Source organism: Nitratireductor arenosus (assembly GCF_009742725.1).
Lineage (GTDB): Bacteria > Pseudomonadota > Alphaproteobacteria > Rhizobiales > Rhizobiaceae > Mangrovimarina > Mangrovimarina arenosa.
In genome coordinates this window covers 820,657-840,089 of the sequence record NZ_WPHG01000003.1, presented here as the reverse complement: position 1 = coordinate 840,089, position 19,433 = coordinate 820,657, and the positions used below count along the sequence as shown (strand labels likewise).

The following is a 19,433-nucleotide window of genomic DNA, read 5'->3' as shown; positions in this document are numbered from 1 at the left end:
AGACCGACACTCAACCCGCCAGCGGAGACAGATCATGGAGCAGTTCGACCGCGCAGACATGGCAGCCTTCGACGGTGGCGGCGCAGCGGTGGCGAACGCGCTGATCGAGGAGAGCGGCCTGCGCGTCGGCGAAGCGCGCCGGCGCGGGCGCTCGGCGGGTATCAATCCGTCGGGACGGTTCGAGGCGCTGCGTCGTGAAGTGTTCGATGACGGCTGGGAAACGCTTGAGGCGTTGCCGCCCTTCAAGACGGAAGTGCAGGTGGAAAAGCCGCGCTCGGTGATTACCCGCAACACGTCGCCCGACATTTCCTTCGACCGATCGATCAATCCCTATCGCGGTTGCGAGCATGGCTGCGTCTACTGTTTCGCCCGCCCGACCCATGCCTTTATGGGGCTTTCGGCCGGCCTCGATTTCGAGGCGCGGCTGTTTGCCAAGCCGGATGCGGCCAGGCTGCTGGAGCGTGAACTGGCCAGGGAAGGCTATGAGCCGAAGACGATCGCGATCGGCACCAACACCGATCCCTATCAGCCGGTCGAAAGACAGTGGCGCATTATGCGCGAGATCCTGGAAGTGCTCGACGCTCACAATCACCCGGTCGGTATCGTCACCAAATCGGCGCTGGTGATGCGCGACATCGACATTCTCGCCCGCATGGCCGAGCGCGGCCTGGCCAAGGTGGCCTTTTCGGTGACGACGCTCGACCGGCGGCTGGCGCGCACGATGGAACCGCGCGCGGCGACACCGACGAGACGGCTGGAGGCGATGAAGGCGCTGTCGCAAGCCGGCATTCCGGTCTCGGTGATGGCCGCACCGCTGATCCCGGGCCTGAGCGACCACGAGGTCGAGCGCATTCTGGAATCGGCCCACGCGGCCGGCGCACGCGAGGCCGGCTACATCATCCTGCGCCTGCCGCTGGAGGTCAGCCCGATCTTCAAGGATTGGCTGTTGCGCCACTATCCGGACCGCTACCGCCACGTGATGGCGCTGATCCGCTCGATGCGCGACGGCAAGGATTATGATTCGAGCTGGGGGAAACGGATGCGCGGCACCGGCCCCTATGCCTGGCAGATCGGCCGCCGTTTCGAGATCGCCGCGCGCCGGATCGGGCTCAACCGGGCCAAACTCGCGCTGCGTACCGATCTTTTCGAACCGCCGCCGCGCGCCGGCGAGCAGTTGCGCCTGTTTTAGGGCGCCGCGCGGCCGTCGTCCCGGCTGACGCCCCCTCTTCCCGTCCGGCTAAGTCCCCCGCCCTAGCCGACGGCCCCTTCCCGGCCTGCCGCCCCTTCAGGCAGGGAAGGACTTGCGGAGAATCGGGGCGGATGCGAGTTTCGCCGCAAATGGCTCGCCCTCCCGATTCTCCGCTGCTTTTCGATCCCGCCGACGGCCCCGATTTTTCCCATGAAGAACGGGCGATGAGGCGCGGTTTTTTTTTCGTCTGCGGCGTCGACGAGGCCGGCCGGGGTCCGCTTGCCGGACCGGTTGTGGCGGCCGCCGTGATTTTGGATCCGGACGCCATTCCCGCCGGTCTCGACGATTCCAAGCGGCTCTCAGCAGCCACCCGCTCGGTCCTTTACAAAGACATTCTCGACCGCGCCCGCGCCGTCGGCGTGGCGAGCCTCTCCGCGCAGGCGATCGACCGAAGCAATGTTCTGCGCGCGAGCCTAGAGGCGATGCGCAGGGCTGTGGCCTCGCTGTCGATCGTTCCCGGCTTCGCGTTGATCGACGGACGCGACGTTCCGCCGGCACTCGCCTGTCCCGCCGAGGCGCTGGTCAAGGGCGACAGACGCGCGCAGTCGATCGCGGCGGCCTCGATCGTGGCCAAGGTCATGCGCGACCGGATGATGGCGGCGTGCGGGCGGCGGCACACCGAATACGGGTTCGACCGCCATATGGGTTATGGCACTCAGATCCACCGCGAGGCGATCGCACGCGGCGGCGCGATCGCGCGCATCCACCGCCTGTCCTTCGCGCCGCTGCGCGCCGCGGCCGACACGACCACCGAAGCGTAGCATCCCGGCGATCGGAACCTGGTTCCCCGCACTTGGGGCTCTCGCTGCCAGAAGGGCTGATATGTCCGGCGCAGGGCCGCCGCTTACGGCCACCGGCCCAACCCGTTTTCCAAGAACGAGCTCAGTCCGCCCGCGCGGCCGCCCAGCGGTCCATGGCGAAAGATTGCCGCTTCGGCCATTCGAAAAAAAATGCCGCCCGGAAGCGGCATCGATCGTTCCGGTCCAGGCGGGCTCACCCGGTTCGAAAAACCTCAGTTGAGCTTCGCCTTGACGTCGGCGAGCGAACTCTTGAACAGATCGCCCGACAGCTTGGCGTCGACCTTGGATTCCAGAATCCGGCGCGCCGCCTCGACCGCGATATCGGCCGCCTGGGCGCGGACCTCGTTGACGGCGTCGCGCTCGGCCTGGGCGATCTTCTGCTCAGCCAACGCGGTGCGCCGCGCGACATAATCCTCGGTCTTCTGCTTGGCTTCCTCGACCATCAGGGCAGCCTCGTGCTCGGCCGAGGCGACGATGTCGTCGGCTTCCTTCTCGGCTTCCTTGCGGCGGCGCTGATACTCGGCCAGCACCTCCTGGGCTTCCTCACGCAGCTTGCGCGCCTGGTCGAGCTCGTTGCGAATGCGCTCTGCACGGTCGTCGAGCGACTTCGCCACCAGCCCCGGCACCTTCAGGTAGAAGACGACCGCGAAGAAGATGAACAGGGCAACAGTTGCCCAAAATGTTGCGTCCATCACCGCCTCCTAGCGCGCTGCCTTGACCGCGGCCGCGACTTCGGCCTTGGTGACCGAGCCGCCGCCCAGCGTTTGCACGATGGATCCGGCCGTGTCTTCCGCGATCGTTCCGACATCGCTCAGGGCCGACGCCTTGATCTCAGAAATCCGCGTTTCAGCTCCGGTCAGTCTTTCTTCCAGCTGCGCCTCGACGACGCGCCTGGTCTCGTCGGCCTGGGCCTTCGCAGCGTCACGCGCCTTTTGGCCAATCTCGTTGGCCTTCAACCGCGCCTCGGCCAGCGCCTGCTCGTAGGCGGCAATCGCTTCGTCCGATTCCTGCTTCAGCCGGGCCGCCTGGTCGAGATCCTGGGCGATGCGGTCACGCCGCACCTCCATGATTCCGGCCAGCCTCGGCAGCGCCACCCGCTTCAAGAACAGGTAGAACAGGCCGAACGTGATCGCCAGCCACAATATCTGCGACGGATAGGTCGACGTCTCGAAGGGCGGAAACCCCGCCTCGGCGCCGTCGTGACCCGCTTCGGTCGCGGAATGAGTCTCGCCGTTTTCCGCCGGTTGGTCCGACGCGGCGAATGCCGGTGCCACAAACATGGGCATGTCCTGTCACTTTTCAGCCGGCCGCCACAGGCGGCCGGTCACCCTACGCGATGGTTTCGGCTCTTAGGTGAAGAGCAGAAGCAGAGCGACGAGCAGCGAGAAGATGCCGAGCGCCTCGGTCACGGCAAAGCCGAAGATCAGGCGACCGAACTGGCCGTCGGCGGCCGAGGGGTTGCGCAGCGCGCCGGACAGGAAGTTGCCGAACATGTGGCCGAGACCGATGCCGACGCCGCCCATGCCGAGACACGCAATGCCCGCGCCGATTGCCTTAGCTGCATCTACTTCCATTGGGGTACTCCTTCTTTGAAGCTCTTGATCAGGTTGATGTCGATGAAGGACGCCGCGCCGGGCGTCCGGTGTTTTTAGTGTCCGGGATGAATCGCGTCGTTCAGATACATGCAGGTCAGGACCGCGAACACGTAAGCCTGCAGGAACGCGACGAGGAACTCGAGACCGGTCAGCGCGACAGTCATGCCGAGCGGCAGGATCGCGCCGCCAATGCCGACAATACCGAACGCGCTGAGCGAGGTGACAAAGCCGGCGAAGACCTTGAGCGTGATATGTCCGGCCAGCATGTTGGCGAACAGGCGCACCGAAAGACTGATCGGGCGCGACAGGAACGAGATCACCTCAATCGCAATCACCAGCGGCAACAGCACCCCCGGCACGCCACTCGGCACGAACAGGTTCAGGAAGCCGAGCCCGTGTTTCCAGAAGCCGTAAACGATGACGGTGCCGATCACCAGGATGGCGAGCGCGAAAGTCACGATGATATGGCTCGTGACCGTGAAGAAATAGGGAAACATTCCCAAAAGATTCGCGACCAGCACGAACACGAACAGGGAAAACACGAAGGGGAAGAATTTCATCCCCTGCGAGCCGGCCGCGTCGCGCAGCATGTTGGCCACGAATTCGTAGGTCATTTCCGCGATCGACTGCATGCGGCTCGGCACCAGCCCGCGGCTGGCCGTGCTCAAGAACAAGAAGGCGCCGGCAGCCACGACGGTGGCGACCATGAAGGCAGAAGAATTGGTGAAGGAAAAATCGAGGCCGCCGATCTCGATCGGGACCAGTTTGCTGATATTGAACTGGTGGATGGGATCGCTTGCCACCTGCCTACCCCGCCTTGCTGCTCGCGCCAACGGCGCCGTTTAGGTCCTGTCGTCTCCGCCCTCATCCTTGCCGGATGAGCGGGAGCCAAATTCCGCGATCTGCCCCGTCGAGCGCAAGGCGTTAAGAACGCCAGCGCCAAAGCCGAGCAGAAGAAAAACCACGAGGCCGAAGGGCGAAGTGCCCGCCAGCCGGTCGATCATCCAGCCGATTCCAGCGCCGACCACGATACCGGCAATGAATTCGCTGGATAGTTTCAGCGCATTGCCAGCCCCGGCCAGACTGCCCGACTTGGCGGATTTTCCCTCACCGTCGGTCTCCGGACGCCGCGCCGAAAGAGCGGCTTCCAGTTCCCGTCGCCTGCGATCAAGATCGTCCTCGCGCGCCATCTTCACCAGGATCCTCGCGGGCCGTTTCACGCGGGTCACGCCGAGGCCATCCCGGCGCGTGACCCTTGCCCGCGCAATCCCGGCCGGATTGCCCGCTTCAAAGTCGGGCGCACCATAGTGAGGGCGATACCGGCAGTCAAGCGGCAGTCCCGGGCTTGCCGAAAGCAAAATTGCTGATTTGTTTCAAATACTTATATCGGTGCGACACTACGTCCATCACCGCATGGGCCCGCAGAGCAGCGAATCCGCCGCGCCCAGCCGCGTCGACGCACCGATTCCGTCGCGGCTTTCAGTTCCAGCCGCCGCCATAGGTGCGGTAGAAAACATGCAACCCGATCTTTTTCATCTTCTTCATCGCACGGGCCCAGCGCGGCGCCACATAGGTGGCGTGATAGTGGGTCGAGGAGCCCACTTCTGGAATGAAGATCTTGCCCGCGGTGACGGCCATGGCGATGTCCTGGGCGGTGCGCCAATGGTCCGGGCTGGCGATGCGATCGCGAATGCCGTCGCAAGCAAACGAGAACTGGCAGCGATTGCGCCAATTGTCGTTCTGGTAGACGACGCCGCAGACCGAATTGGGATAGGTAGGATTGCGCACCCGGTTCAAGATCACCTGAGCGACGGCGGCCTGGCCCTTCAGGCTCTCGCCGCGCGCCTCGAAATAGATGCCGACGGCGAGGCATTTCTGCTCCGCCTTCGAAAACACGGACGCCGGCAGCGGCCGGCGCATCCACGGATGGTCACCCTTGGCGACCGGCGGAATGAAGCGGCCGCCTTTTTCCTTCTCCTCCTCGCCGAGCAGGCTGGCGAAGGGCGATTTCTTGGCGTAGTCGGGTTCGGGCGGAGCGTAGGCGGTCGCCAGGATATCGGCGCGTTCGTTGGTGACGAGGCTCGCCAGCATGGCGGGAACGCCCGATGAAGATCGCGCGGCGGCGCGGCGGTGGAAGGCGGCGGCGATGGCGATCTCCCTGCCCTTGATTGCGGGCTCGTCGAAGGCCATTGCGAGTTTGGGCTCCGCCGATGGAACCTCGATCATGCTCGTGCGTTCCAGGACCGAACCGGCGTTAAACGCCTTAGGCGGCGCGACCGGCGCAACGTTGATGATGCGGCCACGCTTTTCGCGGCGGTTGACGCGCTCCTCGTCGGGAACTTCGTTGGCAACCCCGCTGTCGCCGCGGAAGGCGACGGCGCCGATGCCGTCGGTCTGCATGCCGCCGCCCGAAATCGTGCCGGTCACGGTGTCGTCGACGAAGGGCATTTCAGCCTTGTGCACGGAACCGGCGACCGACCTTTCGATAGCCGCGCCCCAGCGCACATCGCGCGCGCCGATGCCGGCGACATAGCTCGTCATGTCCTGATAGGCGGTCTGCGTCGGAAAACCGATGAACAGGCCCGCGGCAACAATGAGGGATGAAAACAGGGTAGGCCCGCGAAACACAGCGGCGGGCAGCCGCGAAACCGACTTTCGAAGCACCGAAACTCTCCAGAACGCCACTCGACACGAATGCGTAAGAGTTTGCGTTTTTATCGTTGATGGAGCGTTAACGGCAGAAATCGGGCTGAATTAGAGCGGACGAACTCGCGGCGCGACAGGTCACTTCTTCTTGCGCGCCCGGCCGGCGAAGGGATTTTCCGGCGCGCGCAACATGACGCGGATCGGCACGCCCGGCATATCGAAACTGTCGCGAAGACCGTTGACGAGATAGCGCACATAGGATTGCGGCATCGCATCGGGCCGCGAACACGACACGACGAAACCGGGCGGACGGGCCTTGACCTGGGTCAGATATTTGATTTTCAGTCGGCGGCCGGCGACGGCGGGCGGGGGATGGTGGGCAAGTACACCCTCAAGCCAGCGGTTGAGGCGGCCGGTCGAAATGCGTCGGTTCCACACCTCGTGCGTGTCGGCGACCGCCTGCATCAGCTTGTCGAGCCCGCGGCCGGTCTCGGCCGAAACCGGCACGGCGCGCAGGCCGCGCACCTGCGGCAGGAGCCGGTCGGTCTTTTCGCGCAACTCGGCAAGCAGTTCCTGCGGATCGTCGATCAGGTCCCATTTGTTGAAGGCAAGCACCGGCGCCCGCCCCTCGCGCGCGATCAGGTCGGCAATCTGGAGATCCTGCTTTTCGAACGGGATCGTGGCGTCGAAGACAACGATCACCACCTCGGCGAAACGGATGGCACGCAGCCCATCGGCGACGGAGAGCTTCTCCAGCTTTTCCTGTACGCGCGACTTGCGGCGCATGCCGGCCGTGTCGAACAACCGCATCTTGCGGCCGCGCCACTGCCAGTCGACCGAAATCGAATCGCGGGTAATGCCGGCCTCGGGCCCGGTCAGCAGACGTTCCTCGCCGATCAGCGCGTTGATCAGCGTCGACTTGCCGGCATTGGGCCGGCCGACGATGGCGATCCGCATCGGCTTGGTGGCGTCGTAGGCGGGAACCTCGTCCTCGTCGGGGTCGGAGACGTCGTCGCCGACCAGTGCGATCTCGGCTTCCGCGGCCGCCGCCTCCTCCTCGTCCGGGCCGAACGCCCTGTCCTCGCCGAGCGCGGCGATGATCGCCTCGCGCAGGTCCGGCAGACCCTGACCATGCTCGGCCGAGAACGGCACCGGCTCGCCGAGCCCCAGGCCCCAGGCCTCGTGCAGGCCGGTTTCAGCGCCACGCGCCTCGGCCTTGTTGGCGACAAGCACGATCGGCTTGCCCGAGCGCCGCGCCACCTGGGCGAAAGCGCCGTCATTGGGCGTGATACCGGCCTTGGCGTCGATCATGAACAGCACCAGATCGCAATCCGCGATCGCGCGCTCGGTCTGCTGGCGCATGCGACCCTCGAGCGATTCGTCGCTGACATCCTCGAAACCGGCCGTATCGATGACCTGGAACCGCAGATCGTAAAGCCTGGCCTCGTGAACGCGCCGGTCACGTGTTACGCCCGGCGTGTCGTCGACCAGGGCGAGCTTGCGCCCGACCAACCGGTTGAACAGCGTCGACTTGCCGACATTGGGCCTGCCGACAATGGCGATGGTGAACGACATCGCGGCGGTCAGGACGCGTCGCCCGACCCGCGGATAAGCTCGACCAACAGCTTGGCGCGCTCCTGCGCGTTGCGCGGCGCGGCGGTGTCTTCCGCGATCTGGTCGAAAAGCTTGAGCGCGTCGGTCGGCTTGCCCTCCTTCCATGCGGCGAGGCCGAGCGCCTCGCGAGCCGAATGGCGCAGCGCGTTCGTGTCGGCCGTCAGCGGCTCCACGCGCGCGGAGACCTCGTCATAACCGCCATGATCGACCAGAAGCAGCGCCGCGCGCAGCCGGGCCATGTCGCGGATCGAGCCGGGGACGGAGCCGTCGCCGGCGACCGCGTCGAAGGCCGCGACGGCACCGTCATAATCGCCCTTTTCGGCCATGACCGTGGCCGCCCGCAGCCGCGCCAGCACCGGATAGGCGCCATAGCCGTCCTGTTCGAGCTTTTCGAGCGCGGCCAGAGCCTCGTCGTCCTGACCTTCGGAGGCGAAGTTCAGCGCCTCGGAAAAAGCATCGCCCGAACGGCTGGCCTGGGTCTGGGTCCAATAATTCCAGCCGACGACCCCGGCCGTGGCCAGCACCACAAGCACGGCGACGCCCAGAATGAAGGGACCATAGCGGTCCCACAGCGCCTTGGCCTGATCCTGGCGCAGCTCCTCGGAGACCTCGCGGATGAAACTGTCGTCCGACATCGATGTTTTACCGTTGTTCGGCCCGCCACGCGCGACGAGCGATTGCGCACGCCTTTTAGCGAAAATTCCAGCTTATGGAAGGCATGCGACGAAATTTGCCGTCCGGGCGCCCGCCAAACCGCCCGTCTGACGCCCGTTCAGGCTGTGGCGATCGGCAGCGCGCCGAACAGCCACAGATGCAGCTTCCATACGAAAAGCACGTAAAGCACGACGGCCGCGCCGACCGCGATCGCATCGTTGAGCATGGGTCCCGGCGCCGGCGGCGCCTCGCCGCGGCGCTTGACGGAAATGCGATCGAGAACCGCCCAGACCAGAAACGAGCCAAACAGCAAGATGGAGGCCAGATCGCCATTGGCGAGCAAATGCGCGACCGCCCATAGCTTCACAGCGAGCAGCATGGGGTGCTTCAAAGCCGGTTTCAGCCGACCCGCCGGCAGCGCGAATACCATAATAGCGACCAAGGCGAACAGCATCAAAAGGGCGGCCAGGTGCTTGAGCCAGACCGGCGGCTCGTAAAGCACCGGCGCCGCGGCCCAGGCCTGGCCATAACCCCACACGATCAGAACGAAACCGATGAGAGAAACCAGCGAATAGGCGCCACGCCACGTTCCATGGCCGATCGCTTCGCGTTTCTTGTCGCGCCATGCCGGCACGAAGACACGCACCGAATGCACGCCCAGGAAAAGGGCAAGACCAAGGATAAGGACGAGCATCAGAAAAAACTCCGTAAGCGCCCCCAGGCGGGCGGGTATCGGCTAGGACCCTAACGTGCGGCGCGGATCTTGCAAAACGATTTGACCGGCGCGACCGCAGAGCTGCCACATTCGCCGGCCACCCGTGCCTGCTTCGACCCGCAGCCGTTTTCAAGAAGAAGAAATTTTCATGCCTGTTCTTTGTCGTTCGCTCTCCTTCTTGCTGACCCTTTGCCTTGCCGCGCCATTGGCGCTTGCCGGCGAGAGGGAGCGCGATCCGCAAATCGTGGTGATTTCCTTCGACGGCGCCCACGACGTGGCACAATGGAAACGCAGCCGCGCACTGGCGCGGGCGACCGGCGCGCGCTTTACCTATTTCCTGTCTTGCGTGTTTCTGCTCTCCAAGGAGACACGCGCGACCTATACGGGACCCGGCAAGAAACCCGGCCAGTCGAATGTCGGCTTTGCCGCGTCGCGGGCGGAGGTCGCCGAACGGCTCGATCAGATCGGGAATGCAAGGCGCGAGGGCCACGAGATCGCCAGCCATGGCTGCGGCCATTTTGACGGCAAGAGCTGGAGTGCGGCCGAGTGGGGCAAGGAATTCACCCAGTTCCGCACCATTTTGCGTGATGCCTACACGATCAACGGCATCGAGGGCGAGCCCGAGGGGTGGCGCCGCTTCGCCGAAACCGGCATTTCGGGCTTCCGTGCGCCCTATCTGTCGGTCAATGCCGGCCTTGCGGAGGCGCTTATCGCTGACGGGCTCAACTACGATGCCAGTTCGGTCTCGCGCGGGCCGGCCGCGCCGCGCCGCAAGGGCGACCTTTGGCATTTCGCGCTGCCGCTGATTCCGGAAGGGCCCACCGGACGACGTGTCATAGCCATGGATTACAATTGGTTCGTGCGTCACTCCGACGCCGTCGAGCAACCCGACGCGGACGGGCGTTTCGAGGAACGCAGCTATCGCGCCTTGATGAACGCGTTCGATGCCGAATATGACGGCGCGCGCACTCCCCTGCAGATCGGATTTCACTTCACCTTGATGAACGGAGGCGCATATTGGCGCGCGCTCGAACGGTTTGCAAAGACCGTCTGCGAAAAGGATGAGGTACGCTGCATCGGTTATGGTGACCTGGTCGAGACGCTGGAGGCGAAAACCGGCGAACCGGTCGGCGGCTGAGCCCCACGCGACAGGTCTGGTTGCCGCATCGCCTCATTCACCTGTGCCCTCGCGCGCAAGATATTCCTGGTCGATCTCGGGCAGTGCCTCGCCCTTGAGCGTCGCCTCGAACGCCTTCAAGCGCTTGTGGACCGAAAGCAGCTCGACGATTGTCGACCAGGAATTGACCAGATACTGGAACGAGGTCTCGACCCGGCTGAAGGCACGGATGATCTGCTGCATCACGCCAAGCGTGATCGCGCCGCTGACGATGGTCGGGGCAAGCGCGATATAAGGCACCAGATTGCCGATCTGCAGGTAGAAGATGCGGACCAGATTGAAATAGAGATAGTTGAAATAGAGCCGGAAGTAATTGCGCCTGACATCGGCAAACAGCGTGCGCACCGTTGGCGGCTGGGCGCGGTCGGCATGGTCCTCGCCGTAGACCAGCTCCTTGCGGTAGGCCGCCTCGACACGCTGGTTGCGGAACTCGAGCCCCGGCAGCCGGATGCCGGCGACCGCCACCAGCGCGGTGCCGATGACGGACCACAAAATCACCACGAAGACCAGACCCTGGCTGACCTCGCCGATGAGCGGCAGTTCCTTCACGTGCGCCGACAGGCCCCATAGCAGCGGCAGGAAGGCGATCAGCGTCATGATCGAATCCACCAGGCTGACCCCGAGCCCCTCGGCGATGGTGGCGAAGCGCATAGTGTCTTCCTGGACGCGCTGGGCCGCTCCCTCGATATGCCGCAGTCGGGGCCAGTTCTGCATGTAATATTCGTTCATCGCCGTGCGCCAACGGAAGATGAAATGGCTGACGAAGAAGCGGAACAGCGAACCGACGAAGACGTAAACCAGTGCGATCTTCAGGAAGGTGGCGATCTGCCAGTAATAGTCCGAGGCCTCAACCGTTCCCGGATTGCCGAGAGCCTGCTGGACCATGTCGTAGAAAGTGCCGAACCATTCGTTGATCATCACGTCGAGTTGGACCAGGAACCAGTTGACGAACAGGATCAGCGCGGAACCGGCGAGCGACCAGCGCTGCCAGGGATGGGGCGAGTACACCATCCAGAAGCCGACGAAGGCGGCGATCAGGATGATGAAATACTGATAGAACCAGAACTCGAGCGCCTGCGAGCGCGCGGCCTCGTCCGCGCCGTCGGGTAGCATCGGCGGAACGCCGTAGCCGAACAGGCCGCCGAGACTGAGGGTCCCGCCCCAGGCCCGGGCAACAAAATACCAGAGCAACACGCCAAACAGGGTCCACAGCGCCGCCGAGAGGAAAAGCTGCTTCGGCTTCGGAAAGAAGGATACGAACACGAAAAGACGTCTCCCTGATACGGAACGGCCCGACGCGGAGGCATGGAGTCGGTTCGCGTCAGCGAATCGATGCTACGAACCAATGCGGCCGGCAACAAGCATGTTGGCGTACCACCGCTCACACCGCCATCAAGTCTTCGCGCTCCGCGCGGAGTGGAACCTGCCGTCTCACGCCCGGGAGCGAAAGCGGGCCGGCCGGCTGTTTGGCCGCCGGCACTATCCTCCGACCGGTGTCCGGTCCCGAGCCGACCAGCCGATCACCGCACAGGCAAGCAGGATCAGCGCAGCGCCGAGCGACGGCGCGAGAAAGCTGCCGGTCCAGTCGGCGGCGTAGCCGGCCGCGATCGGCCCGAGTATCTGGCCGGTGCCGAAGGCCGCCGTCATCAGCGCCAGCGCCCGGCGCGGCGCGGCGACCGCCAGTTGACGGCCGATCTGAAGGCCGAGCGCGGTGACGGCGATGAAGGTGCCGCCGAGCAGCACCCCACCCAGAAGCGGGCCGAGCGGGCTCGGCAGCGCCACGCTGACGGCGATGCCGACCGCTTCGACCACACAGCCAAGGCCGAAAGCCGCCGCCATCGACATGCGGCGCGCGATCCTGCCCCAGAGCCAGACCGAAGGGATGCCGGCCAAGCCGGTCGCCAGCCAGACGGCGGATTCGGACAAAGGGCCGCCGGCCTGCTGGCGCACGATCGCCACCAGAAAGGTCGCGGTGACGATGTAGCCGGCCCCGAACAGGCCGTAGGCAAAAATGATGCGGGTGAGCGCGGCGCTTTTCGGCAAGGCCGGTTCGCGCCCGGTGCCGGCCGCGGCCGCCGGCCCGCCGCGCGCCATCGGCCACACCGCGAGAAAGGCGAGCCCCGACAGCAGCGCGGCCGCGATCCAGGCCGCCTTCCAGCCATAGCCGGAGACGAAGACCCAGCCGGTCAGGATGGCGGACGCGGAGATGCCGACGCCGACACCGCCGAAATGCAAAGCCTGCAAGCCGTCGCGTCCGGCCGCCGCCAGCCGGCTGAAGACGATGGCGCTCAGGAACACCATCAAGAACGCGCTCGCCACGCCGGCGAGAAAGCGGATTGCGAGAAAGGCCGGTAACCATTGCGTGAACGCCATCGCTCCGAGCAGCACCGCGTTCGATCCAAGGCCGACAAGCATGGCGGTTCGCTCGTGGCCATGCGCCCAGCCGCCGGCCGCCAGAAGCGCGCCGACGAGGTAGCCTAGATAATTGGCCGAGGCGATCAGCCCGGCCTGGCCCGCGTCGAGCCCGAGGCTTTCCATCATGCCGGGCAGGATCGGGGTGAAGACGAAACGCCCGATGCCCATGGCTGCGGCCATCGCAATCAGGCCGGCGATCGCCAGACGCAGCGGCTGGACCGACTCACGCTTCATCGCGCCACCCTACAGCGCGAAGGCGCGGTTGTATAACGGGGGGATGGCAAGGCGAAACCGGCGGAGCCGCGCGGTCGCGCGGCTCCGCCGTTTCATGTCAGGCGGCTGCCGAGGCGGCGCCTCGCGGCTCCGCGCGCAGGGCCAGCCAGGTGGCGACGACCATCAGCAGAAGCAGGAGCGCGAACGGGAAACCGGTCGCGATGGCGCCGGCCTGCAGAGCCGCCAGCCCCCCGCCGAGCAGGAGCACGATCGCCACCAGCCCCTCGAAGATCGCCCAGAAGACGCGCTGTGCGACCGGCGCGTCGATCTTGCCGCCGGCTGTGATGGTGTCGATCACCAGGGAGCCGGAATCCGACGAGGTGACGAAGAACACGATCACCAGCACAATGCCGATCAACGAGGTGATCGAGGCCAGCGGCAGTTCGGCCAACATGCGGAACAGCGACAATTCGGGCACATAGTCGACCACGGTCTGCTGCACGCCGGTGTAACCTTCCGCCAGCAGCTGGTAGAGCGCGGTGCCGCCGAACGTCGTCATCCACAGGATCGACACCAGGGTGGGGATGATCAGCACGCAGATGATGAATTCGCGCACCGTGCGGCCGCGCGACACGCGGGCGATGAACATGCCGACAAAGGGTGACCAGGATATCCACCAAGCCCAGTAGAAGGTCGTCCAGCCATGCATGAAGGCATCGTCCTCGCGCCCGATCCAATTGGACAGGACCGGCAGGCTCTTCATGTAAAGCCAGCTGTTGGAGAAGAAGCCCGAAATGATGGCCAATGTCGGTCCGAGTGCAATGACGAATGCCAAAAGCAGGACCGCAAGCACCATGTTGATTTCCGACAGCCGCTTCACGCCGGCGTCGAGACCGGCGACGACCGACAGCAACGCGGCACCGGTGATCAGCATGATCAGCACCACCTTGGCGGTGTCGGTGTTGGGAACGCCGTAGAGCTCGTTGAGCCCCGCCAGAGCCTGCGAAGCGCCGAAGCCGAGCGACGTCGCCAGGCCGAAGAGAGTCGCGAACACCGCCATGGTGTCGATGACGTGACCGACCCAGCCACGCACGCGTTCGCCGAAGATCGGGTAGAAGGCGGAGCGCATGGAAAGCGGTAGGCCCTTGTTATATGTGGCGAGCGCCAACGAAAGCGCAACAACGGCGTAGATTGCCCAGGGATGCAGGCCCCAATGGAAGATGGTCGCGGCCATGCCGGCCTGACGCGCGGCCTCGACATTTTCGGCAACGAATTCGCCATTGACGATAGGTGGGGCGATGCCGAGCGGCGGGTTGTTGAAATGAAACATCGGCTCGAGCACGCCGAAGAACATCAGCCCGATGCCCATGCCGGCGGCAAACAGCATCGCAAACCAGCCCGAATAGGAATAATCGGGCACGGCGTCGGCGCCTCCGATGCGCACCGAACCGACCGGACTGACGATCAGGAGCAGGCAAAACAGGACGAAGATGTTCGCCGAGAGCATGAACAGCCAGTCAAAAGTGGTGGTAAGCCATGTCCGCAGGCCGCCGAGCACCGCACCAGCGGACTCCTTGAAGATGAGGGTCACGATGACGAACGCCACAATGGTGACGGCGGACACGAAGAAGACCGGATTGTGAACGTCGAGCCCGAGAATGAGGACGTTGTCCTGTCCCGGCTCAAGTCCATGGTCTTCAGTGGCGGCGTTGGCCGTGTCGGTGTCGGACATTGGTTCCTCCCTCTTGTCCGTCCCGCATCACCGCTGGGCGGGCACGGGATCGTTTTTTGCGGACCGCCGACACCCCCCGATTTCGGTCGCGCCGAAGGATGCAGCCGCCCCGCAAGGGCGAAACTCCACCATAGCCGGAGAAAGACCGATGTTTCAAAGGCGTCACGGAGTTGTCCAAAGACTATCCGGGTGGCATCGGATCAGCCGCATGCCGATTTTGCGACCCAAAATCGCGGGGATTGACGCTGATGTTATTTCATGTTTTTGTTAAATGAAGAAGGAGCACAGATGGGCATTCATGTCGTGTTCGGGGCACTGGCCGACCCGACCCGCCTCGCCATCGTGGAACGGCTGCTGAGTTCGGGCGATCTGACGGCGGGCGAAATCGCGGCGCCGTTCGACATCTCCAAACCGGCTATCTCGCGCCATTTGAAAGTGCTGGAGGAGGCAGGCGTCGTCGAGCGGCGCGTCGAGCGACAGTTCCGCGTGTTCAGGGCTCGCCGCGAGGGGTTTGCGCAGATGGAGGACTGGCTGGAAAAGAGCCGTGAATTCTGGAACGATTCCTTCGACCGGCTGGAAAAGATCTTCGCGGAAAAAGGACGGCCCGATGCAGAAGACGACTGACGAACAGGTGCTTGAGATCGAACGCCTGATCGACGCGGAACCAGAAGCGGTATTCGACGCCTGGGTCGATCCGGCAATCCTGATCACCTGGTGGGGCCCGGAAGGCGTCACCACGCCGCAAGCTGCGCTCGAAGTATACGAGGGTGGCCACTGGTCGACGACGATGCGCACGCCCGGCGGCGACCGCGTCGTCTCCGGCGTCTACCGCACCATCGACCGCCCGCGACGGCTTGTGTTCACCTGGGCATGGACCCAGGACGACGGCTCGCGCGGAGACGAGACTGTGGTGGAAGTGACCTTCGACCCGGCACGGCGGGGGACGCGAATGCGGCTCTCCCAGCAGCGCTTCGAAACCGCGGAAAACCGCGACAATCACCGCTTGGGCTGGAGTTCGAGCTTCAACGATCTGGAAAAGCTGTTCGCTTGAGCCGCGACAGCGACAGCGACAGCGACAGCGACAGCGACAGCGACAGGGGAATGCGCCATGGACCACACGACCGCAAGCCGGACGGACTGGCTTTTAGCCCGCAAGGCGCTACTGGAACGCGAAAAGGCCCTGACCAGGGAGCGCGACGCGCTTTCCAGACAACGGCGCGCCCTGCCGTGGGTGCGCGTCGACAAGGATTACCGCTTCGAGACCGAGGACGGCGCAAGGACGCTGGCGGAGCTTTTTGACGGCTGCACGCAATTGCTCGTCTACCATTTCATGTATGCGCCCGACTGGGAGGTCGGCTGCAAGAGCTGCTCCTTCTGGGCCGATAGTTTCGATGGCAGCGTAGCGCATCTGAGACAGCGCGACACGCGCCTGACGGCGGTTTCGCGGGCGCCACTTGGCACCCTGCTCGCCTTCCGCCAACGCATGGGCTGGTCCTTTCCCTGGGCTTCTTCGCGGGAATCGGAGTTCAATTTCGATTTCGGGGTTTCGTTCCACCCCGACGACGAGGACGGCGTCTATAATTATGCGCCGAAACGCTTTGCGGCGCCGGAACTGCCCGGCCTGAGCGCCTTCATCCGCGACGGCGAAACGGTCTATCATACCTATTCGGCTTATGGCCGCGGGATAGAGCCGTTCAACGCGACCTACGCACTGCTCGACATGACGCCGCTCGGCCGCCAGGAAGACGGCGCGGGCGACACGATGGCCTGGGTGAGACTGCACGACCTCTACGCCACGGCCTGATGGCCCGACCGCGCCACGACAAGAAATCTCCGCTACCGCCAGGGAAAAGGCAGATCACCCAGTTGGCGCTGCGACAGACAGCGCAGCGAGGGATGCGAGAGCGGATCGCGCCGCCAGCGCTCGCGATCCCGCTCGAAGGCCCCGCCCGCGATCCGGCTCGGTCGCCGAAACAGACTCGCTATTAAGCTCAGCTTCAACATGACTTGTATCTCCGATGAAACAGGCGTGTTAATATGCCTGTTTGCCACGCGATACGATCAAGAACTCAACGACAAGAGTTTAGAAAAACTTCATGCGAGCGCTGAACAGCATTCATCTGAGCGGGTTGCGGGCGGTCGAGGCGGTGGCGCGCACCGGCAGCCTACAGGCCGCGGCGCAGGAACTGGGCGTTTCGGCGAGCGCCGTCAGCCAGCAGGTCAACCGCACCGAAAAACAGCTCGGCAAGACATTGTTTGCGCGCACCGGCCGGGGCATGGAACCGAGCGGTCAGGCCGACATCTTCTTCGAACGGCTGGGCGCGGGTTTTGCCGAACTGACCAGCGCGGTGGAGTGGGTGCGCCGGCAGGACCAGTGCACGCTGGTGGTCTCCGTGGCGCCGGTCTTCGCATCGAAATGGCTGATCCCGCGCCTCGGGCGGATGTTCGCGCTCCATCCCGGCATACTGGTGCGCATCGACACCACAACAAGACTTGCCGACCTTGCCCATTCCGACGTCGACGTCGCTATCCGGCTGGGCGATGGCGACTGGGCGGGCACGCGCGCCGAATTGCTGTTTTCGCAGGACATCTTTCCGGTCTGCGCCCCCGCGCTCGCCGAAAGGCTGAAGACGATCCCCGACCTCGCCCACGCGACCAAGATCACCGACGAGGCGGCGCTGTTCGGCTGGGAGGACTGGTTCGCCGCCGCCGGCGCCGCCCCGGTGGCGCTCAAGCCAGGCGTACATTTCCGCGATCCGCTGCTGTGCCTGGACGGTGCGATCTGCGGCCACGGCGTGATGCTGGCCTGGCAGTTGCTGGCCGGCGAGGCGGTCGCGGACGGGCGGCTGGTCGCGCCCTTCGACGCGCGCGCGCCGAGCGGCCTCGGCTATTGGCTGTGCACGGAGTCGACGCAGACGGAGGCGCCGAAGGTTCGTGCCTTCAAGCGCTGGATCCTGGAAGAGGTTCAAAACGACGGTGAAGCCGGGCAAGCAGGCCTGCAGGCTGCTTTGCCTCACGCGGAAGCGAAAACCTCCTCGTAGACCGCCGGCTTGAAGCCGACCACCAGCCTGCCGTCTACATCGAGCACCGGCCGCTTGATCATCGTCGGCTCGACGAGCATCAATGTCTCGGCCTTTGCCTGGTCGATGCTGGTCTTGTCGGCATCGGCGAGACCGCGAAAAGTCGCGCTCGCCTTGTTCAAAAGCACCTGCCAGCCGACCTGGTCGATCCAGCCGCGCAGAATGGCCGCGTCGAGACCGTCGACGCGATAGTCGTGAAAGCGGTGTTGCAGGCCCCGGCCTTCGAGCCAGGCGCGCGCCTTCTTCATCGTGTCGCAGGTCTTTATGCCGTAAATGATGATCGCCAAGGAATCGGTTCCGTCGTTTCGAGAATCAACGCCGGCCATCCTGTCGGGCGGGCGCGAGCCGTCAAGCCGCTTCATCGGCACGCCGGTCTGAACCGGCCCCGACCAGCCGCGCGCTTGCCTTGCGATCGGCGAACGGAAGAACAGACCGGGACGGTGGCCTGCCTCGCGATTGACAATTGTCAAATGAGATGACTATTGTCCAATTTGAGGAGCTTGCATGGCCGTCCGCTCGACCGACCAGATCATACACAAGGCCGCCTGGCTCTACTACACGCACGGCATGCGCCAGGACGAGGTCGCGCGCCGGCTCGAGATTTCGCGCGCTTCGGTCGCGCTCTACCTGCGCAAAGCGCGCGAGAACGGCATCGTCAACATCTCGACCTCGACCCATCTGTTCCGCCAGGACGTAACGGCGCGGCGCATCGAGGACGCTTTCGGCCTGGAGGCGGTGTGGATCGTCGGGCGCGAGGGCCTGACGGCCGATCCGGCCGGCGAGGTGCCGACGCTGGCGGCCAATGTCTTTCTTGAGATGATCGGCAATGGCGACCGGGTCGGCGTGGCATGGGGCCGCACGGTCTACGCGATGGCCGATGCGATGAACTACGCCGATTTCGAGGGCGTCACGGTGGTCCAGCTTTGCGGCAATCTCGGCGCGCCCTATTCCTACCGGCCCGACCAGTGCACGATGGAGATCGCCCGGCGCATCAATGCCAAAGGGCTCAATTTCTACGCGCCGCTGGTGCTGAGCTCGGATCGGCTGGCGCGCGAGTTGCGCGCCGAACCGGTGATCCGTGAGCAGCTCGACAGCATCGAGGCTTGCGATCTGGCGCTGTTTTCAGTCGGCTCGCTCGATGCCGACAGCCACGTCATCAAATGCGGCGCGCTGACGCTTGAAGAGTTGAGCGCGCTCAAGCGCAACGGGGCGAGCGGCGTGATCGCCGGCCAGATGATCACCGCCGACGGCTCGCTGCTTGCCTGCGACTATAACCGCCGGGTGATCTCCGCCGATCTCACCTCCATCCGCGCCATTCCCAAACGGCTGGCGGTCGTGCAGGAAGACGCCAAGGTCGCGCCGCTGCTCGCTGCCTTCGCCGGCGGTTTCTGCACCCATTTGGTGGCGAGCGCGGCGATCGGCGAGCGCCTGCTCGAGCACATCGACGCGGGTACCGGCAGCCCGGCGAGGCCCAAACCGTGACACAGTGAAAAAAGGGCGGCCGCCCGGGCCGCCCTGTCGTTGACGTTGGCCGTGTCGCCGC

At 64.7% G+C, this 19,433-nt stretch carries 21 protein-coding genes; 8 read left to right on the top strand and 13 right to left on the bottom strand.

Annotated elements, in window-relative coordinates:
• Window positions 1–34 precede the first annotated feature (34 nt).
• Both GN330_RS15965 and GN330_RS15960 read left to right on the top strand, forming a co-directional pair.
• Window positions 35–1,189, top strand: a complete 1,155-nt coding sequence (locus GN330_RS15965; RefSeq protein ID WP_156713644.1) for a PA0069 family radical SAM protein — start codon at window positions 35–37, stop codon at window positions 1,187–1,189.
• Window positions 1,190–1,338: 149 nt separating this feature from the next.
• Window positions 1,339–2,010: a ribonuclease HII gene (locus tag GN330_RS15960; RefSeq protein ID WP_156713643.1), complete on the top strand. Its 672-nt coding sequence runs from the start codon at window positions 1,339–1,341 to the stop codon at window positions 2,008–2,010.
• 251 nt (window positions 2,011–2,261) lie between these two features.
• Here the strand turns inward: GN330_RS15960 and GN330_RS15955 are convergent, their stop codons facing one another.
• From GN330_RS15955 to GN330_RS15915, 9 genes are all read right to left on the bottom strand, one after another.
• Window positions 2,262–2,741 (bottom strand): F0F1 ATP synthase subunit B, encoded by a 480-nt coding sequence (locus GN330_RS15955; RefSeq protein WP_156713642.1) that lies wholly within the window; start codon window positions 2,739–2,741, stop codon window positions 2,262–2,264.
• A gap of 9 nt (window positions 2,742–2,750) precedes the next feature.
• Window positions 2,751–3,329 carry a F0F1 ATP synthase subunit B gene (locus GN330_RS15950; RefSeq protein ID WP_156713641.1) on the bottom strand — a complete coding sequence of 193 codons (579 nt, stop codon included), beginning with the start codon at window positions 3,327–3,329 and terminating at the stop codon, window positions 2,751–2,753.
• A gap of 69 nt (window positions 3,330–3,398) precedes the next feature.
• A complete protein-coding gene (locus GN330_RS15945; protein WP_146299099.1) occupies window positions 3,399–3,623 on the bottom strand; it encodes a F0F1 ATP synthase subunit C in 225 nt (74 codons plus the stop codon).
• 74 nt (window positions 3,624–3,697) lie between these two features.
• Window positions 3,698–4,447, bottom strand: coding sequence for a F0F1 ATP synthase subunit A (locus GN330_RS15940; protein ID WP_343040745.1), 750 nt, complete (start codon window positions 4,445–4,447; stop codon window positions 3,698–3,700).
• Between the two features lie 39 nt (window positions 4,448–4,486).
• The gene (locus GN330_RS15935) at window positions 4,487–4,834 is read right to left on the bottom strand and encodes an AtpZ/AtpI family protein (RefSeq protein ID WP_156713639.1); all 348 of its coding nucleotides are present in this window, start codon (window positions 4,832–4,834) and stop codon (window positions 4,487–4,489) included.
• Window positions 4,835–5,123: 289 nt separating this feature from the next.
• Complete coding sequence (locus GN330_RS15930; RefSeq protein ID WP_425487171.1) at window positions 5,124–6,308, bottom strand: cell wall hydrolase; 1,185 nt, start codon at window positions 6,306–6,308, stop codon at window positions 5,124–5,126.
• Window positions 6,309–6,428: 120 nt separating this feature from the next.
• Window positions 6,429–7,865, bottom strand: coding sequence for a ribosome biogenesis GTPase Der (gene der, locus GN330_RS15925; RefSeq protein WP_156713638.1), 1,437 nt, complete (start codon window positions 7,863–7,865; stop codon window positions 6,429–6,431).
• A gap of 8 nt (window positions 7,866–7,873) precedes the next feature.
• On the bottom strand, window positions 7,874–8,539 hold the full coding sequence (locus tag GN330_RS15920; RefSeq protein ID WP_156713637.1) for a tetratricopeptide repeat protein: 666 nt from the start codon (window positions 8,537–8,539) through the stop codon (window positions 7,874–7,876).
• Between the two features lie 137 nt (window positions 8,540–8,676).
• Window positions 8,677–9,252, bottom strand: coding sequence for an NnrU family protein (locus GN330_RS15915; protein WP_156713636.1), 576 nt, complete (start codon window positions 9,250–9,252; stop codon window positions 8,677–8,679).
• Between the two features lie 169 nt (window positions 9,253–9,421).
• On the opposite strand from GN330_RS15915, the gene GN330_RS15910 reads away from it, so the two are divergent.
• Entirely contained in the window at window positions 9,422–10,411 is a 990-nt protein-coding gene (locus GN330_RS15910) for a polysaccharide deacetylase family protein (RefSeq protein ID WP_156713635.1), read from the top strand.
• Between the two features lie 33 nt (window positions 10,412–10,444).
• Here GN330_RS15910 and sbmA read toward each other — a convergent pair whose 3' ends face one another.
• From sbmA to GN330_RS15895, 3 genes are all read right to left on the bottom strand, one after another.
• Window positions 10,445–11,713 carry a peptide antibiotic transporter SbmA gene (gene sbmA, locus GN330_RS15905; RefSeq protein WP_343040742.1) on the bottom strand — a complete coding sequence of 423 codons (1,269 nt, stop codon included), beginning with the start codon at window positions 11,711–11,713 and terminating at the stop codon, window positions 10,445–10,447.
• A 216-nt stretch (window positions 11,714–11,929) separates the two neighbouring features.
• A complete protein-coding gene (locus tag GN330_RS15900; RefSeq protein ID WP_156713634.1) occupies window positions 11,930–13,099 on the bottom strand; it encodes a YbfB/YjiJ family MFS transporter in 1,170 nt (389 codons plus the stop codon).
• Between the two features lie 97 nt (window positions 13,100–13,196).
• Complete coding sequence (locus tag GN330_RS15895) at window positions 13,197–14,810, bottom strand: BCCT family transporter (protein WP_156713633.1); 1,614 nt, start codon at window positions 14,808–14,810, stop codon at window positions 13,197–13,199.
• A 288-nt stretch (window positions 14,811–15,098) separates the two neighbouring features.
• On the opposite strand from GN330_RS15895, the gene GN330_RS15890 reads away from it, so the two are divergent.
• From GN330_RS15890 to GN330_RS15875, 4 genes are all read left to right on the top strand, one after another.
• Window positions 15,099–15,434, top strand: a complete 336-nt coding sequence (locus GN330_RS15890) for an ArsR/SmtB family transcription factor (RefSeq protein ID WP_156713632.1) — start codon at window positions 15,099–15,101, stop codon at window positions 15,432–15,434.
• Complete coding sequence (locus GN330_RS15885; RefSeq protein WP_156713631.1) at window positions 15,418–15,861, top strand: SRPBCC family protein; 444 nt, start codon at window positions 15,418–15,420, stop codon at window positions 15,859–15,861. Before GN330_RS15890 ends, GN330_RS15885 begins: the two co-directional genes overlap by 17 nt.
• Window positions 15,862–15,918: 57 nt before the next feature.
• On the top strand, window positions 15,919–16,614 hold the full coding sequence (locus GN330_RS15880) for a DUF899 domain-containing protein (protein WP_156713630.1): 696 nt from the start codon (window positions 15,919–15,921) through the stop codon (window positions 16,612–16,614).
• 292 nt (window positions 16,615–16,906) lie between these two features.
• The gene (locus GN330_RS15875; RefSeq protein WP_156713629.1) at window positions 16,907–17,851 is read left to right on the top strand and encodes a LysR substrate-binding domain-containing protein; all 945 of its coding nucleotides are present in this window, start codon (window positions 16,907–16,909) and stop codon (window positions 17,849–17,851) included.
• On the opposite strand, the gene GN330_RS15870 is transcribed toward GN330_RS15875, so the two are convergent.
• Window positions 17,824–18,177, bottom strand: coding sequence for an ArsC family reductase (locus GN330_RS15870; protein WP_156713628.1), 354 nt, complete (start codon window positions 18,175–18,177; stop codon window positions 17,824–17,826). The two genes, GN330_RS15875 and GN330_RS15870, sit on opposite strands and share 28 nt — an antisense overlap.
• A 217-nt stretch (window positions 18,178–18,394) precedes the next feature.
• Here GN330_RS15870 and GN330_RS15865 point away from each other — a divergent pair, with 217 nt between their 5' ends.
• On the top strand, window positions 18,395–19,372 hold the full coding sequence (locus tag GN330_RS15865) for a sugar-binding transcriptional regulator (RefSeq protein WP_156713627.1): 978 nt from the start codon (window positions 18,395–18,397) through the stop codon (window positions 19,370–19,372).
• The last annotated feature ends 61 nt before the right edge of the window (window positions 19,373–19,433 follow it).

Coding starts and splice junctions, on each gene's coding strand:
- GN330_RS15965 (WP_156713644.1), top strand. CDS start 35: ATGGAGCAGTTCGACCGCGCAGACATGGCAGCCTTCGACGGTGGCGGC.
- GN330_RS15960 (WP_156713643.1), top strand. CDS start 1,339: ATGGCTCGCCCTCCCGATTCTCCGCTGCTTTTCGATCCCGCCGACGGC.
- GN330_RS15955 (WP_156713642.1), bottom strand. CDS start 2,741: ATGGACGCAACATTTTGGGCAACTGTTGCCCTGTTCATCTTCTTCGCG.
- GN330_RS15950 (WP_156713641.1), bottom strand. CDS start 3,329: ATGTTTGTGGCACCGGCATTCGCCGCGTCGGACCAACCGGCGGAAAAC.
- GN330_RS15945 (WP_146299099.1), bottom strand. CDS start 3,623: ATGGAAGTAGATGCAGCTAAGGCAATCGGCGCGGGCATTGCGTGTCTC.
- GN330_RS15935 (WP_156713639.1), bottom strand. CDS start 4,834: ATGGCGCGCGAGGACGATCTTGATCGCAGGCGACGGGAACTGGAAGCC.
- der (WP_156713638.1), bottom strand. CDS start 7,865: ATGTCGTTCACCATCGCCATTGTCGGCAGGCCCAATGTCGGCAAGTCG.
- GN330_RS15920 (WP_156713637.1), bottom strand. CDS start 8,539: ATGTCGGACGACAGTTTCATCCGCGAGGTCTCCGAGGAGCTGCGCCAG.
- GN330_RS15915 (WP_156713636.1), bottom strand. CDS start 9,252: ATGCTCGTCCTTATCCTTGGTCTTGCCCTTTTCCTGGGCGTGCATTCG.
- GN330_RS15910 (WP_156713635.1), top strand. CDS start 9,422: ATGCCTGTTCTTTGTCGTTCGCTCTCCTTCTTGCTGACCCTTTGCCTT.
- GN330_RS15900 (WP_156713634.1), bottom strand. CDS start 13,099: ATGAAGCGTGAGTCGGTCCAGCCGCTGCGTCTGGCGATCGCCGGCCTG.
- GN330_RS15895 (WP_156713633.1), bottom strand. CDS start 14,810: ATGTCCGACACCGACACGGCCAACGCCGCCACTGAAGACCATGGACTT.
- GN330_RS15890 (WP_156713632.1), top strand. CDS start 15,099: ATGGGCATTCATGTCGTGTTCGGGGCACTGGCCGACCCGACCCGCCTC.
- GN330_RS15885 (WP_156713631.1), top strand. CDS start 15,418: ATGCAGAAGACGACTGACGAACAGGTGCTTGAGATCGAACGCCTGATC.
- GN330_RS15880 (WP_156713630.1), top strand. CDS start 15,919: ATGGACCACACGACCGCAAGCCGGACGGACTGGCTTTTAGCCCGCAAG.
- GN330_RS15875 (WP_156713629.1), top strand. CDS start 16,907: ATGCGAGCGCTGAACAGCATTCATCTGAGCGGGTTGCGGGCGGTCGAG.
- GN330_RS15865 (WP_156713627.1), top strand. CDS start 18,395: ATGGCCGTCCGCTCGACCGACCAGATCATACACAAGGCCGCCTGGCTC.